This window comes from Ellagibacter sp. (assembly GCF_048412355.1).
Taxonomy (GTDB): Bacteria; Actinomycetota; Coriobacteriia; order Coriobacteriales; family Eggerthellaceae; genus Ellagibacter.
Window position 1 is genome coordinate 1 of record NZ_DBFSAP010000040.1, and the last position, 15416, is coordinate 15416.

At 61.6% G+C, this 15416-nt stretch carries 11 protein-coding genes; 2 read left to right on the top strand and 9 right to left on the bottom strand.

The window, feature by feature from the left end:
- The first annotated feature begins 154 nt into the window (after nucleotides 1-154).
- Both rpoD and ACMRQN_RS05655 read left to right on the top strand, forming a co-directional pair.
- Nucleotides 155-1333 carry an RNA polymerase sigma factor RpoD gene (gene rpoD, locus ACMRQN_RS05650; RefSeq protein WP_246155725.1) on the top strand — a complete coding sequence of 393 codons (1179 nt, stop codon included), beginning with the start codon at nucleotides 155-157 and terminating at the stop codon, nucleotides 1331-1333.
- 179 nt (nucleotides 1334-1512) lie between these two features.
- Entirely contained in the window at nucleotides 1513-3639 is a 2127-nt protein-coding gene (locus tag ACMRQN_RS05655; protein ID WP_418734172.1) for a class I SAM-dependent methyltransferase, read from the top strand.
- Nucleotides 3640-3991: 352 nt separating this feature from the next.
- Here the strand turns inward: ACMRQN_RS05655 and ACMRQN_RS05660 are convergent, their stop codons facing one another.
- The 9 genes from ACMRQN_RS05660 to ACMRQN_RS05700 all read right to left on the bottom strand — a co-directional run bounded on the left by ACMRQN_RS05660 (nucleotide 3992) and on the right by ACMRQN_RS05700 (nucleotide 15403).
- A complete protein-coding gene (locus tag ACMRQN_RS05660; RefSeq protein ID WP_418734173.1) occupies nucleotides 3992-5320 on the bottom strand; it encodes a CynX/NimT family MFS transporter in 1329 nt (442 codons plus the stop codon).
- A 111-nt stretch (nucleotides 5321-5431) separates the two neighbouring features.
- Nucleotides 5432-5971, bottom strand: a complete 540-nt coding sequence (locus tag ACMRQN_RS05665; RefSeq protein WP_418734174.1) for a hypothetical protein — start codon at nucleotides 5969-5971, stop codon at nucleotides 5432-5434.
- A gap of 36 nt (nucleotides 5972-6007) precedes the next feature.
- Entirely contained in the window at nucleotides 6008-7177 is a 1170-nt protein-coding gene (locus ACMRQN_RS05670) for a CynX/NimT family MFS transporter (RefSeq protein WP_418734175.1), read from the bottom strand.
- Nucleotides 7178-7432: 255 nt separating this feature from the next.
- Nucleotides 7433-7792, bottom strand: a complete 360-nt coding sequence (locus ACMRQN_RS05675) for an oxidoreductase (RefSeq protein WP_418734176.1) — start codon at nucleotides 7790-7792, stop codon at nucleotides 7433-7435.
- Nucleotides 7792-10188 (bottom strand): molybdopterin-dependent oxidoreductase, encoded by a 2397-nt coding sequence (locus ACMRQN_RS05680; protein ID WP_418734177.1) that lies wholly within the window; start codon nucleotides 10186-10188, stop codon nucleotides 7792-7794. Before ACMRQN_RS05680 ends, ACMRQN_RS05675 begins: the two co-directional genes overlap by 1 nt.
- A 244-nt stretch (nucleotides 10189-10432) precedes the next feature.
- Nucleotides 10433-11773: a CynX/NimT family MFS transporter gene (locus ACMRQN_RS05685; protein ID WP_418734178.1), complete on the bottom strand. Its 1341-nt coding sequence runs from the start codon at nucleotides 11771-11773 to the stop codon at nucleotides 10433-10435.
- A 150-nt stretch (nucleotides 11774-11923) separates the two neighbouring features.
- Nucleotides 11924-12277, bottom strand: coding sequence for a hypothetical protein (locus ACMRQN_RS05690; protein ID WP_418734179.1), 354 nt, complete (start codon nucleotides 12275-12277; stop codon nucleotides 11924-11926).
- A 346-nt stretch (nucleotides 12278-12623) separates the two neighbouring features.
- Nucleotides 12624-12989, bottom strand: coding sequence for a 4Fe-4S dicluster domain-containing protein (locus ACMRQN_RS05695; protein ID WP_329980075.1), 366 nt, complete (start codon nucleotides 12987-12989; stop codon nucleotides 12624-12626).
- Between the two features lie 2 nt (nucleotides 12990-12991).
- Nucleotides 12992-15403, bottom strand: coding sequence for a molybdopterin-containing oxidoreductase family protein (locus ACMRQN_RS05700; RefSeq protein ID WP_418734180.1), 2412 nt, complete (start codon nucleotides 15401-15403; stop codon nucleotides 12992-12994).
- Between the last annotated feature and the right edge of the window lie 13 nt (nucleotides 15404-15416).

Consider the following 15416-nt stretch of genomic DNA (forward strand, 5'->3'; position numbering starts at 1 on the left):
ATTTATGGTATATTTTATCGCTGTGTATTTGCGCCCGGTTGCGGTTTAGCCCCGGGCGTTCTTATCCAGAAAGGACTATCACGTGGCAAAGGATTCCCAGAAATTATCGAAGAAGACTGCCGAAGAACCGAAAGACCTTTCCAATCCCGATGAGATTCTCGAGGAGGACGAGCTCGATGAGGATCCCGAAGAGGGAGAGCCTCCTGTAAGCGAGGTTTCCGAAGCCTCTGACACCACGCTTGACGAAGACAAGATCGAAGCTGGCATCGACGAGGAGGAAGACCTGCTCGAAGGTATTCCCGAAGAAGAACTTAAAGCAACCACCGATGTGCAGCTGCCGAAGGTGACGACGGCCCGCAGCAAGCGCCGTGCGACCCGCAAGCGCGCAAACGACGGCGGCGTGACTATGCTCACGGGCGACCCGGTTCGCATGTATTTGAAGGAAATCGGCAAGGTGCCGCTGCTTACCGCCGCCGAGGAAATCGACCTCGCCATGAAGATCGAGGCGGGCGTCGCCGCGGGCGAGCAGCTTGAGAAGGCCGACGCCGGCGAAATCGAGCTTGAAAGGCGCGACCTTCGCCGCCTGACCCGCATCGAAGAAGTCGGTTTCGACGCGAAGCAGCAGCTCATCGAAGCAAACTTGCGCCTCGTCGTGTCCATCGCGAAACGCTACGTGGGCCGCGGCATGCTCTTCCTCGACCTTATCCAGGAGGGCAACCTGGGTCTTATCCGCGCTGTCGAGAAGTTCGACTATCGCAAGGGATTCAAGTTCTCCACGTATGCCACCTGGTGGATTCGCCAGGCCATCACGCGCGCCATCGCTGACCAGGCGCGCACCATCCGCATTCCCGTGCACATGGTCGAGACGATCAACAAGCTCGTGCGCATCCAGCGCCAGCTTCTCCAGGAGCTTGGTCGCGAACCAACCCCGAAGGAAATCGGCGACGTGATGGGGTTGCCTGAGGAGCGCGTCCGCGAGATCCAGAAGATCTCGCAGGAGCCGGTGAGCCTCGAGACGCCGATCGGCGAGGAAGAGGATTCCCAGCTCGGCGACTTCATCGAGGACGACGCCGCCGTGGTGCCTCCCGACGCCGCGAGCTTCAGCATGCTCCAAGAGCAGCTCGGCAAGGTGCTCGACGGCCTCGCTGAGCGCGAGCGGAAGGTCATCAGCCTGCGCTTCGGTTTGGAAGACGGCCATCCGCGCACGCTTGAGGAGGTCGGACGCGAGTTCGGCGTCACGCGCGAGCGCATCCGTCAGATCGAGAGCAAGACGCTCGCGAAGCTGCGCCACCCGAGCCGCTCGAGCAAGTTGAAGGATTACTTGGAAGACTAGTCCTCGCTGCTCAGGCTAAACGTCGATTGATGCGATGCTGCGAGAGCCCCTCGTCACCGACCCGATCGCTTTGAGGCTGCCCCCTGCGTGTTGAGCGCTTTGGGAGTCTTGCGCGACGCCGGCGCGACGAGGGGCTTTCTTGTCGAAACGCTTACCCAGCCCACGGGAAAGGAACCCACATGCCCGACCATACCTCCGAAGATCTCGAGTTCTTCGCAAGCTGCCTTCCCGGGTTGGAAGGCCTGCTCGCTGATGAGCTGCATGCGCTCGGAGTCCGCCGCACGCGCCCGCTTGGCGGAGGCGTGGCGTTTTTCGGTGCCCCGAAGGCCGCCTTGCGCGCATGCCTTTGGTCGCGGCTGGCGTCGCGCGTGCTCTGCGTCGAGGGGCGTGTTGGCGCTGCGAACTCGGATGCGCTCTACCAGGGGGTATATGCGCTGCCTTGGGAGGAAATCCTGCTTTCCGGCAAGAGCATCGCCGTGCGCGCCCGCGGGACGAACGAGGGGCTTCGCAATACGAAGTTCACGGGCATGCGCGTGAAGGACGCGATCTGCGATCGTTTGCGCGAGGTTCGCGGCGAGCGGCCCGACGTGAACGTTGCGCATCCCGATATCGCTATCGACGTGCGCATTCATGAGGGGAAGGCGACGGTGTCGGTCGATCTTTCCGGCACACCTTTGAACGACCGTGCCTACTTCGGTCGCAACGCGCCGGACACGATGCCGCTTCTATGCTCGTATGCGGCGGCGCTTCTCGCGTATGCGAAATGGGGCGCGCGAGCAGATGAGGGCTACCGCTTCGTCGACGCGCTTGCGGAGTCTCGCAGCGAAGACGAGAAGTCGCGGGGCTTGAGCGTGCTCGAGCGCGAGGCCAGGGCGATTGTTTTAGATGAAGCGCCGGGCGCGGCGCGTTCCCGATGGGGTTTCTCCTCGTGGGGGAGCTTCGACGAGGAGACGTGGAACGCGCTTCTCGATGAAGCTGACGAGCGTGCCGAGCGTGCCCAGGAATCGCTGCGCCCCCTCGACGCTTCCGCGCCGCAGCTCGTCGCCGCGGTGCTGATCGACCCCGCGAACGACAACGCGGTTTCCGCGGCGGGGGACGCAGCCTTTGTGCGCGCAGCCGCCGACGCCCCCGCTCGCTCCGTTTTCGCCTGCATAGGAGGCGAGGGTGCGGCAGAGCGCTTCGGTGTCGAACCTTCGCTTTGCGAGGAGCTCGGGCGGGGGCGCGTGAGCATCAAGATCCGCCTCTTCGATACGCCCCCGGCTGCCCCTGTGACGATCGTCGTTCCCGACATGTTCGGCGGGGCCGAGCATGTCGTCGACGTGCACGACGAGACGTCTTCCCAGTTCGCTTCCCGTTTGCGCAAGGTGTTCAAGGAGCGTCGCAAGTGGGCGCGCCGCGAAGGGGTCAGCTGTTACCGCGTCTACGATGCCGACTTGCCCGGATACGCTGCTGCGATCGATCTGTACGCAGGTGCGGGCGAGGACGAGGGAAAAACCTTCGTCCATGTAGCAGAATACGCCGCCCCCTCGTCGATCGACGAGGTCAAAGCCCGCCACCGCATGAGCGATATCCTGGCGATTACCCCTGTCGTGCTCGGTGTGCCTCCCGAGCACGTGTTCTCCAAGACGCGCCGCCGTGACCGCGGGGGAAGCCAGTATCGCGATGCGGGCGACCGCTCGTTCGTGGCGACCGTCGAGGAGGACGGCTCGCTGTTCGAGGTCGACCTCGCAGGGTACGTGGACACCGGCATCTTCCTCGACCATCGCGATACGCGCCACATGGTCGGCGAGATGGCGGCCGGCGGGGATTTCTTGAACTTATTCGCGTACACGGGCACGGCGACGGTGCATGCCGCCGCGTGCGGTGCGCGAACGACGTGCACGGTGGACATGTCGGCGACGTATCTTGATTGGGCGCGCCGCAACATGGCGAACAACGGCTTCTCGGGGCGGGCCCACCGCTTCGAGCGTGCTGACGTGATGCAGTGGATCACCGAGGCGCGGCGCGATCGCCGCCTGTTCGACCTGGTGTTCGTCGACCCGCCGACGTTTTCGAACTCGAAGTCGATGGGACGGCGCACGTGGGATGTGCAGCGCGATCACGTGGAGCTTCTCATCGGCGTGAGCCGCCTTCTCCGCGAAGGCGGGCAGGCCGTTTTCTCGTGCAATTTGCGCACCTTCAAGCCCGACTTCGAATCGCTTGAGAAATACGGCGTGGAAATCGAGGACATCACGGCGCAAACCATCCCGCACGATTTCGAGCGCAATCCGCGCATCCACAAGTGCTTCATCGTCCGCAGGAGGTAGCTGGCTCGGCGCTGGGGAATCGTCTCAATTTGTCCACGGCAAGTTCATTCTGAGCAGGAGGTTTGGGGCTGCTGTGGAGCGGAGCCTTACTTCGTGGTCAGTTGGGAGAGTTATGCACTGTCATTTCTCAGAATAATCCAACTTGCTTTAAGTTGACCTGGGGCTTTTCTTTCGAAGGACGCCCCAAGTTCCCATGAAGGGGAGAATCGGGCGAAATAACGTCGCACAACTCGTCCAGCTGACCACGAACTTGCCTCTCTGCTCCCGAGGGGCAGCGTCGGGAGCAGAGAGGCAGCATCAGGAGCATCCCGACAGCGGCGTGCGGTGTTCGGTGGTGGGACGCTCGTCCTCGCTACTTGCGGCGGACGGGGGAGTTCTTCCCAGGGCGAATGAAGAAGGCCGCGATGAGCATCACCACGCTAAGCGGGATGATTGTGGTCATGCATGCCTCCCAATACGTGGCACCGCCATCGATAATCGCTCCGTACACCGGGCTGAAGCAGTTGCCGAGGCATTGCGCGAACTGCATAACGGCCATGCCCATCGTCGCCGCCATGGCGGACTGGTTCATGATCGTCGGGGCGAACGGGCGAAGGCCGCCTCCGCCGAATCCGCCGCAGATGCCCATCAAGACGATGCCGATCCAGATGAGCGACTCATTTGAGTTCTGGAACAGCAGGTAGAAGCAAATGAGGTAGGAAACGGCCACGCCGACAGGCACGATGCGCTTCAGGCGATGGGGCAGTTTCGCGGTTACCGAACCACCGAGCGGGTTGGCGATAATGCTGATGCCCGTGACGACGGCAAGGCCCATGCCCGCCGCCGCCTCGCTCCAGCCCCAGCCGACCGGGGGAGCGCTTTGGAGGAACGTGGACAGATACGTGTTCACAATGCCGGTCTGCCCGATGATGAAGATGAAGAACACGAGGCCGAGAAGCCAAATCTGAGGGTTGTTCAGCAACTTTACGCACTCGATGAAGCTGCCTTCGGCGCTGTACCCGGCCACGCTGCCCTCGGGAACGCGGTAGAACACCAAGAACAGAATGAGCGCGACGACCGCAAAAGCGACGACGACGCCGAAGACGCCCTGCCAACCCATCGAGCTTGCAATCATCGGGCAGATGATCGAATCGAGCGTGATCGACAGGGGAACCCAGCAGCACCACAGGCCCAATGCGAGCCCGCGCGTCTTGTCGGGGAACCACAGCGTGATCAGCGTCGGGGCCGACACTCCCGCAAGGCCGATGCCAGTGCCCTCGAGGAAACGCCCGACCATCATGGTCGCGATATTGTCGCCGCCGATGATCTCGACGAGCCCTCCGATAATCACGCCGATAGCCGAAAGCGCGATCGTTTGCTTCAGCCCCAGCTTGCGGCAGATGAAGGCGGCGGGGAAGGCGAGCACGATGCCGATAAGTGACACCATCGTCATCAGCATGCCGAAACCGCTTGCATCGAGGCCGAAGCAGCCGTCGGGGCTGACCCCCGGCACGTAGATGAAATAAAGCGGGATCGAGACGATCTTGAATTGCGCCATGGGCGCGGCAAAGCTTATCAGAAACGTGATGATCCAAATCACCCACGCGTAGCGGGGCGTCTTCTCTTCCTTGATCGTGATTTCCGATTCGGCGAGGGGTCGTGGCCCTCGGTTGCTCTCGACGGACCTATCTTTCTCATCCATCGTCGTACCTTTCTCTTATGCGAAGTGCATGCGGATACAGGTTGTCACGCGTATGAAACGGGGAGAATTGCCTGAAAGTGGTAAGTTGTAAATTGAAGGAATCAGAGGGTGCTAATCTTTATGGCGAACGGGGTCGCCCTCGACTTCCCACTCCTCGAAGATGACGCTGCCGTGGTAGCGGTAGACCCCGTAAACGCCCTTGAAGTCGTATCCCGCCACCGTGAACGATCCGCCCACAGAGGTCGAGAAGTCGGCTGCCTCGGTGTTGAACCCATTCGACGGGAACACGTACAAGTTGCAGATGCGGTCGCGGCTTCCCGTCGGCGCGAGCACGATGCCCGTACCGAACTCCAGGGGCAGGCCGTCGCTTTTGATGCGAAGGCCGGTGAGCGCGAGCTTTGCATCAAAACGTTCGATCCAGGGCTTTCTCGACTGCTTGGCCCAGGCGGCCCAAACGCTCGTGTTCTTCTTGTTGTCATCTGCGTAAATGGCATCGAAGAACTCGCGATAACTTTCGGCTCCGTCGAGGTATTGTTCGAACTCGGGCAATACGACATCGCCGATCGTCGTTGCCAGGCGCAGCCGGTCGAGTTCAAGTGCCGAGGTCAGCGGTGCTTTCTTGATCTCGGCGATCATGTCTTGTGCGTTCATGAGGTCCCTTTCTAAAATGCGAGAAGCGATTGCGAGCTAGAAGCCCTTCGGCCATGCCTTGTCGGCCGGGACATCGTCAAGCGAGGTGACGTTTTTCCCTCTCGGCAGGATGAAGAAGCACAGCACGAGCGCGAGCACATATGCCGGAAGCTGCAGCATGAAGCTCGCGGTCTCCCAGCCTTGCGCGCTCATCACAGCTCCGAACAGCGGAGAGCCGATCGCGGACCCGAGGTTTTGGCAGAATTGCATAATGGCCATCGCCATGGTGGCTCCCATCGCGGTGTTGCGCATGAGCATGGGGGCCATCGGGCGAAGCGAGCCGCCGCACATGCCGCCGCCGATGCCCTGCAGGATGATGGTCGCCCACATCACCGCCGTCGCGCCGTCTCCGACGTAGAACATGAAGAAGCCGGTGGGGATGAGGAGAACCATCATCACGATGCCGACGAGGTACTTGCGCCCAAGCGGCAGCTTGTCGGACACAAGCCCGGTCAGCGGAGCTACGAACAGCGAGATGAACATGATGATCGAGGAAAGCGACGAGGCGGTCTGCGCATCGAAGCCGAGCTGCGTTTCGAGGAACGTGTTGTAGTAAGTGTTCATGATGCCGATCGTCGTCATCGAGAACAGGAAGAACACGGCGCCGAGGATCCAGATGCGGCGATTCTTGCAGTACTTGAGCGACTCGATGAACGTACCCTCGATGCCCATGTCGCCGGTCGCGCCCTCAGGCATGCGGTACACGGCGCAGAACAGCACGAACGCCACCAGGCAGACGCCTGCAAGCGAGAAGAAGACGGTTTGATACCCGAACGCTCCTGCGATCATCGGCACGGTGTTGAACGCGAGAACCGACCCGACGGGGACCCATGTCGCCCAAAGGCCGAGTGCGAGCCCGCGCTTGCGCTCGGGGAACCAGATGGTCACGCACGACGGTGCCGCAACGCCGATAAGCCCGATGCCAACGCCTTCGAGAAGGCGACTCACCAGGAGCAACGTGAGATTCGCGTCCACGCCGCCAAGCGCGCTACCGACACCTAAGCAGGCCACCGAGAGCAAGATGACGTTTTTCAGTCCCATGCGTCGGGCGATGAAGGCGGCGGGGAAGGCGAGCACGACGCCGATCAGGGCGATCGCGCTCATAAGCGTGCCGAACGTCACGGAGTCCAATGCCCCATGGAATGCGGGGAAAAGCCATGACGCCAAAGGCGGGATCTTGAATTGGCAAAGCGGTGCTCAGATGCTGGCGAAATACGTGACGGCAAGCATACCCCATGCCTTGCCGCTCACTTTGGTTTGTTGGGCGATGTCGCTCGCAGTTGGTTCTGTCATGGTCGTATCCCCTCGTATGCGAAATATCGCGTTCCCCTTGAAACGCGTTTCGATGTTGTAAGGGGCTGCCCGCAGCACTGTTTGCGCAGGCAGCCCCACTTGTTGTTACTGCTTCAGCTTGTTAGCGCCCTATGCGCACGGCGGCACCCAGAGGTACTGCTGAGGCTTCTCGTCGAGCTTCTTCACGAGCTCGTCGACGGGGCCGTACTCCATGCATTTTGCCTGGCAGTGGAAGACGCAGGAAGGCAGCTTGCCCTTCTCCTGGCGCTCGGCGCACAGATCGCACAGCTTCGTGAATGCCGGAATGAAATCATACACGTACTTGTCGGTCTCGTTGCCTTCTTTGTCCTTGATAGGCCACGGGCCGTTCTGCATGACCTTCACGCCCCACTGGCCAAGCGGCAGGTCGAGCTCGGATTGGCAGGCCACTTCGCACGAATAGCAGCCGGTGCAGTACTGGTAGTCGACAAGAATTCCGTTCTTAGCCATTACAGTTCCTCCTCTTTGCAGCGATACACCTTGGCAAGCGTGCACTTGAGGTCAGCGCCGAAGCCGGTCGTACCAGGTTTGTTGGCAAGCAGCTGGTTGATGTTGGACTGGCGGAAGCCGTACAGGTTCGGCTCGGCGCCATCCTGCTCGGGGAACCACCAGCCGTGCTGTGCGGCGATGGTGCCCTCGTGCACCTCGTAGGTGACGCGAGCGCGCTGGCGAGCGCGGCCGCGATGGTTCTCAAGCCACACCCAGTCGCCTTCGCAGATGTGCAGGCGCTCGGCGTCGCGCGGGTGAATCTGGACCCACGGATCAGGCGTGAGCTGGCGCAGATAAGGAATCTGGCGATGCTCGGAATGGAAGAACGAGGTGGTGCGGGCGCCCGTGATCATGATCATCGGGTACTCCTCGTAGAGGTCGGGCGTGGTCACAGGACCGATGCCCGGCTCCTCGATGTAGGGCAGCGGATCGTAGCCGAACTTCTGGAACAGCGTCGACCAGAACTCGATGCGGCCGGTCGGCGTGTTGAAGCCGGGCTGTCCGTCGGGGCGCATGAGGCCCTTCTCGTACTTCTTGTAGACGTACTTCTGGTAAGCGGGGCCATGCTCCATGAGCTCGCGGAAGGTGAATCCGGAAGGCTTCACGATCTCGTCGTAGACCTCGTCCTCGGTCTTCCACGGCCACGTCTTCTGCTTGCCCTCGGGGCGCTCGATCACGCGGTTGAACTCGTCGTCGTTGTCGAAGTACTGGGCGAGCTCGCGGTTGATCTCGCAGTCGGACTTCGCTTCGCCCTCGGTGGCGCAGCCGCCCGTGATGGCGGAGAGGAAGTAGTAGTGAGCGCGCACAGAGTGCTTCTCAGCCCACGTCTGAACAGGGAGAACGATGTCGGCGTACGCCTGGATCGTCGGCGTCATGAAGATATCGCACGCAGCGACGAACTCGACCTTCTTCATAGCCTCGTACCAGCGCTCGGTCTCGCAGCTCATGCAGGCGATGCCGTTGGACGTCTGGATCCAGATGCCCTTCACCTTGCCGGCCTCGCAGTACTCCAGGCACATGTCGGGCATTGCCTGGGTAAGGCCGTAGCGGTACATCGGGAACTCTTTCCAGCCGACGCGCTTCTTCTGTATCTCCTCGTTGATGAGGTCGTAGATGCCCCACGCGCCTGCGGAAGGCTGGTCGACGCCCATCGGGGATGCGGTGTAGCACATGCCGCCGGGGACATCGAGGTTGCCGGTGATCGTCCACAGCGCAGCGATAGCGGCAGCGCACGGGGTGCCCTGGGACTGCATGTCGACGGCGAGGCCCCAGACGACGTTTGCCGGATGAGCGTTTGCGAACATGCGAGCAGCAGCGATGATCTTCTCCTTGGGAACCCAGGTCATCTTCTCAACCTCGTCGAGGGAGAGCTCGCGGGCGCGCTCGGCCAGCTCGTCGAAGCCGTAGGTCCAGCGCTCGACGAAGTCGTGGTCGTAGAGGTCCTCGTCAACGATGACCTTGATCATCGCGAGGGCGAGAGCGGTGTCGGTGCCGGGGCGTAGCTGCAGGTGGATGTCGGCGTGCGCGGCAAGCCAGGTGACGCGCGGCTCGACGGAGATGAGCTTGCAGCCGAGCTTCATGGCGTCGGTCACCCAATGGCCCATGAAGAAGTCGGGGTTGGAGATGGTGGGGTTGCAGCCCCAGACGATGGTGCACTCAGGGCACGTCCACTCGGGATCGTCGTAGCGCAGTGCGGAGAACTGCGAGAAGTCGGCGATGAGCATGCCGCCGTAGGTCATGATCATGAGCGACAGGCGGGGGAGGTAGCACGCGGTGCCGGAAAGGAAGCCGTACTCGTTCGGGCTTCCGAACGTGTTCGCCATACGGCCGACCTGCCACTGGTTGTCGCGAGCGGTGCCGCGCAGGCAGTGGATGGAGTCGCCACCGTAGGTCATCGAGATGCGGCGGAACTCCTTGTAGCAGGTTTCAAGCGCCTCGTCCCACGAGATGCGCTCCCACTTGTTCTCGCCACGCTCGCCAGCGCGCTTCATCGGGTAGAGAATGCGGTCGGGGTGGAACTCGACCTGCTTGAAAGCGAGGCAGCGCGGGCAGAGGGCGCCGCGGTTGTACGGATCGTCCGGGTCGCCTTCGCACTTGATGAAGCGGCCGGTCTCCTTGTCGGAGTACACGAGCACGCCGCAGCCCTCGTGGCAGCCAGGTGCCGACCAGACGGACGTACGCGTGACGATCATGCCGTCTTCCTCGTACTGCCACTCGCCGGGATGCTTCCAGCGAGGGTCAACTTCTTGGTGCACGCCGGCACCGAAGTTGAACTGATTCTCCTCTTTGGAGTTGCCAATATCGTCGCGGTCGCGCCCCTCGATATTGGTCTCGACTTTCTCGATAGTGTCAGCCATCGATCCTCCTCTCGTAGGGCCTAAAAGGGTGCAGGTATCTTCCCTGCGTCGGCCCGGCGGGACATGAAAACGGGTGTCCGCCCCGAGAATCCCGCCCCCTAACGGGTACCGAGAGTTGACCATGAATCGATGCTGACACTATCGCGTGAAAGGTATGCAGTATTGCGAAATCAGTACGTTGGTATGAGACGTTTACCTGGAATTTCGCAAATTGGTCATCATCTGGGCGATGAGAGGACCTAAGTTACCTGTGGTTCTCGGGCTCATTGCTTAAAGGCTTGCCCTTCGGCTTCGGGTTGATGAATATCGCGGCGATGAGCATCACGACGGAAAGCGGGATGATGGTGAACAAACAAGCGTCCCAATACGTGTAGCCCGCGTCGATCATGCCGCCGTAAATGGGGCTGAAGCAGTTGCCGATGCACTGCGCGAACTGCAGGACAGCCATGCCCATCGTCGCCGCCATGGCAGACTTGTTCATGATCGTCGGTGCGAGCGGGCGCAAGCCGCCGCCTCCGATTCCGGCGCACAGGCCCATCAGCACGATGCCGACCCACACGAGCGCGATGCTCTCGGTTTGGAACATCATGTAGAAGCAGAAGAGGTAGATTACCGCAACGAGCACGGGCATGATCCTCTTGAGCTTTAACGGCAGCCTGTTGGTGATGGCGCCGCCGGCGGGGTTCGCGACCAAGCCGATCGTGGTGACGACGGAAAGACCCATTGCCGCAGCTTGTTCGGTGAAGCCCCATCCGCCCGTCTCGACCGACGTCTGCAGAAACGTCGGCAGATAGGTGTTGACGATGCCGGTCTGCCCTGCGATGAACACGGCGAAGACGATGAAGAGCAGCCAGATGTCCTTGTTCTTCAGGAGCACGACGCACTCCTTGAAGTTGCTCTCGACGTTGTAGCTTGCCCCTTCGCCACCCGGCACCTTGTAGAAGATGTTGAACAGGATGAGCGCCACCGTGGCAAATATGATGACGAACCAGAAAACGCCCTGCCAGCCGCTTGCGGCGGCGATGCTGGGCGTGACGAGCGCGTCGAGCGTGATGGAGAGGGGAACCCAGCAGCACCACAGGCCGAGCATGACGCCGCGGGTCTTATCGGGAAACCACAGGGTGATGAGTGTCGGCGCGGACACGCCCACAAGCCCGATCCCCAGACCCTCGATGAAGCGCCCGATGTAGAGCGCCGTGATATTGGTGCCCGCCAAGGCGGGAATGAGGCCGCCTACGATAACGCCGAGCGTAGCAATGGTGATGGTCCACCTTAGGCCGAGCTTGCGGCAGATGAAGGCGGCGGGGAACGCGAGCACGATGCCGATGAGCGAGACGCAGGTCATGAGCATGCCGAATCCCGCTCCGTCGAGCATGAAGCCGCCAGCGGGGCTGACGTTGGGGACATAGATGAAGTACAAGGGGATGTTCACCAGCTTGAACTGGCCTAATGGGGCCGCAAAGCTCACGAGGAAGGTGACGATCCAAATGACCCAGGCATAGCGTGGGGTCTTTTCCTCATAGCGATTGATATCCGATTCAGCGTACGGTCTTGGCTGCTTGAGAGCAGCGCTGTCTTTCTCCATTGTTCTCACCTTCTCTAGATTCGAATCCAGATACAGCGTGCAAAGGAGCGCCGTCCTCGCAAAGGACGGGATGGTTTGCAGGCCGAAGGCGCTCGGTTGCCAGCGGCGTGCAGGCATAAGCCGCCGGCATCTTAACGAAGCGCCCTGCGCCTAGCTTGCGGGAATCTGCCGCACGGACCACAGCATAGGGTTGCACTCGCGCCCGCTGCCGCATCCGCATCGAACGGTCGGCTCGACCACCTTCGCCCAGTAGTTCTTGTCCGTCTGATAGACCCACTGGATCTCGTCGAGGGTTCCGGTGATGGTGTACCACCACTCCATGCTCGGGCCATAGGGGCTGAAGCGTCCGTCGGTCGCCGACTCGCCGCACTTGGTGCAGTAGATCTCGACCGCGCCTTCGCCTTCTGGCCTCTTGCGTTTGAGGGAGTTGCTTGGGGCCGTCGCCTGCTCGGCTGGGATCGATGTTTCCACTTCAACCGGCTTGACGTCTTCCATTGCGATCATCGATTCTCCCTTCCGGCCTCTTCGGCCTGTTTACCGTTGATTCCCATTGTGCCGGGTCGAGCATCGCTTAAGTGTGCCTCTTCGCCGGGCGCCCGGGGGATTCTGGCGCCGCAGGCGCTGCAATGCTGCGCTCCCGGCTCGGCGACCTGCCCGCACATTGGACAGGTGCCTGCAGTGTTGAGCGGGCGTGGGTCGACCTTGCCGCATAAGCCGCAACGTACGCATACGCGCGTGTATCCACCGCACACAGGCCCCGCCCCCTTTCCTCTTCGCACTTTGGCCCGGCGCTGAGCGATCTATTCACGGAATCTTCCGAACCATCTGCTCAGCGCCGGGGGTTAAACGCCTACTGCTTTGCTGCCGTGCCCGCCTTAGGAACGAAGAGTACGTGCTTCGTCGTGGCGCCAGCCAGCTTCGCCGCCAGCTCGTCGACGGGCCCGTATTCCATGCACAGCGACTGGCAGTGCTTCACGCACGTCGGCTTCTTGCCCTTCTCAACGCGCTTGGCGCACAGGTCGCACTCGTCGGTGGGAATGGGCACCGTGTCGAGCTGCCAGTTCTTCTTGTCGATCTGCCAGGGCCCGATGGTGGCCATCTGGATCCCGTAACGCCCGATGGGGATATCGTGCTCGACGGAACAAGCCATCTCGCAGGTGCCGCAGCCGGTGCAGAACTCGTAGTTGATGAGCAGTCCGTATGCCTTCTCAGCCATGGCTAGTCCTCCATTTCTGCTTCGAGGGTGGAGTTGCGGAAACTGCCCTCGGCGAAGCGGTCCTTGGGCTGTGCCGGTTCAGGCAAGGGGATTTCATCTGGCGTGCACTTGTAGACCTTGCACAGGTAGCACTTGCTCTGGTTGCCGAACCCAGTGTCGCCACATTCCGACGGCAGGCACACATTGATGTTGCGGGCATAGGTTGCGAAGCAGCCTTCGCCCTGGTCCTCCGGGTCGGCTTCGGGGAACCACCAGCCGTGGTCGGCTTGCACCACGCGCGGGTCGACGATCGGGGTCACCTTCGCCACCTCGCGGCAGCGGCCGATGAGGCTTTCGATCCAGCACCAGTCGCCGTCTTCGATGCCAAGCTCTGCCGCTTTGTCGGGATGGATCTCGAACAGCGGCTGGGGGAGTCTGGAGCGCAGGCGGCTCATCTGCCTGTGCTCGGAGTGGAAGGACTCGTAGTGGCGCGCGCCGGTGGTGAGGACCAGTGGGTACTCCTTGTAGAGTTCCGGCTGGCTGTAGGGGCTCATCGGCGGCTCCTCGAAGTAGGGCAGCGGCTTCTGCCCCCAGGATGCCAGCAGCGTCGACCACAGCTCGATGCGGCCGGTCGGTGTGTTGAATCCCACCTTGCCGTCGGGGCGCTGCTCGCCCTTCTCGAACTTGCGATAGTGGAACTCGGGGTAGATCCAGTTGAGCTTGCGGGACTTGTCGTAGGTGATGCCGGCCTCCTTGATGAGGTAGGAGAAGTACTCCTCAAGCGTTTCACCTGGCCAGAGGTCCTTGTTCCAGCGGCGGCCGAGCTCCCAGTTGATCTGGAAGTCGTCTTTCGACTCGCCCATCGGCTCGCAGGCCTTGTTGGTGTTTTGGATGTAGTACCACACCGAGCGCAGGCCCTCGCGCTCAGGGTAGAAGCACAGCGGCAGCACGACGTCGCAGTTTGCCATGAGGGTCGGCGTCATGAAGCAGTCGACGCCGACGACGAACTCGCAGTTCCTAAGACCCTTCTCGACGCGGGGCTCGGGGTCCTGTGCACAGCAGGCGAGCGGGTTAGTCGACTGGATCCATGCCGCGCGGATCTTGAACGGACGGCCGGTGACCAGCTGGTCGATCATGGAGTCCGCCTGGCACTGGACCATACCGGAGTTGGTGATCATCTCGTAGTTGGAGCCGATGCGCTCTTTCTCTTGCTCGGGGGTGAAGACCTCGCGGGGATCGGGCGGCAGCCAAACCTCGGTGTTGTACGGGTCGTGCACGGTGATCATGCCGCCGGGGATGTCGATCTGGCCGGTGATGCACCACAGGTTGCACAGTGCCTGGGAAGCGGTGACGCACTGCAGGTTCATGTCGATGGCCAGGCCCCACTGCACGGCCGTCGGCTTCTCGGACATGTACTTCGCAGCGGCGATGATGTCTTCCTTGTCAAGCCAGGTGACCTCAGAGGCCCAGTCAAGGTTGTAGGGCTCGCAAGCCTTCTCGTACTCCTCGAAGCCGTAGCACCATTTCTCGACGAACTCGTGGTCATAGAGGCCGTTTTCCATGATGTATTTGCCCATGGACAGTGCGAGCATGGAGTCGGTGCCGGGGAGAATCTGCAGCCAGAGGTCTGCCTTCGCAGCGAGCCAGGTCAAACGCGGGTCGACGACGATGAGCTTCGAGCCGCGCTTCATGCAGTCGACGACCCAATGGCCGAGGTTGCCGTCAGCATTGGCGATAAGCGGGTTGTTGCCCCAGACGAAGATGTTCTTCGGGGCGACCCATTCGGGATTGTCGTAGCGGTCGGGGAACTGCATCGAGAAGTCGGGGCAGGTGTAGCAGCCCTGGATGGTGTTCGCGGCTGCAACGCGGGGAACGTAGCACGCGTTGCCGGAATGGAAATACGAGTATTGGATCGAGCCGAGCGCATAGCCCAGGCGTGCGTTAATCGGCGGTGTGACGCGGCCGGTGCCGGATGCGAAGATGATCGCCTTTCCGCCGTACTCATCGCGTATCTTGGTGAACTTCTCGTCGATTATGTCGTAGGCTTCTTCCCACGTGATCCGCTCCCACTTGTCCGCCTTACCGCGGAACTTCGGGTCGCGCTTCATCGGGTGGAGCAGTCGGTCGGGATGGTAGATCGCCTCGGCCACGTCGAGGCAGCGCATGCAGAGGCGCCCCTGGTAGTACGGATTCTCCTCGTCGCCTTCGACCTTGATGAACTTGCCGGTCTCCTTGTCCGTATACACGATGACGCCGCAGCCGTCATGGCAGCCCGGCGCAGACCAGGCGGCCGACCTGGTGCAGATCATGCCGTCCTCTTCCCACTGCCAAGGCACGTCTCCGCCGGTATACATGACAGGCGGTTCGTTGAAGAACGTGGGGCGCATCCCCTTCGACTCGTCGCTGTCGTGGGGAATGTCGATTCTCATTGTCATTTGAGTCCCTCTC

Excerpts from the sequence above, each read along its gene's own strand:
- ACMRQN_RS05690 (WP_418734179.1), bottom strand. The coding sequence starts at position 12,277 with ATGATCGCAATGGAAGACGTCAAGCCGGTTGAAGTGGAAACATCGATC.
- ACMRQN_RS05675 (WP_418734176.1), bottom strand. The coding sequence starts at position 7,792 with ATGGCTAAGAACGGAATTCTTGTCGACTACCAGTACTGCACCGGCTGC.
- ACMRQN_RS05665 (WP_418734174.1), bottom strand. The coding sequence starts at position 5,971 with ATGAACGCACAAGACATGATCGCCGAGATCAAGAAAGCACCGCTGACC.
- ACMRQN_RS05655 (WP_418734172.1), top strand. The coding sequence starts at position 1,513 with ATGCCCGACCATACCTCCGAAGATCTCGAGTTCTTCGCAAGCTGCCTT.
- ACMRQN_RS05685 (WP_418734178.1), bottom strand. The coding sequence starts at position 11,773 with ATGGAGAAAGACAGCGCTGCTCTCAAGCAGCCAAGACCGTACGCTGAA.
- ACMRQN_RS05695 (WP_329980075.1), bottom strand. The coding sequence starts at position 12,989 with ATGGCTGAGAAGGCATACGGACTGCTCATCAACTACGAGTTCTGCACC.
- ACMRQN_RS05700 (WP_418734180.1), bottom strand. The coding sequence starts at position 15,403 with ATGACAATGAGAATCGACATTCCCCACGACAGCGACGAGTCGAAGGGG.
- ACMRQN_RS05680 (WP_418734177.1), bottom strand. The coding sequence starts at position 10,188 with ATGGCTGACACTATCGAGAAAGTCGAGACCAATATCGAGGGGCGCGAC.
- ACMRQN_RS05660 (WP_418734173.1), bottom strand. The coding sequence starts at position 5,320 with ATGGATGAGAAAGATAGGTCCGTCGAGAGCAACCGAGGGCCACGACCC.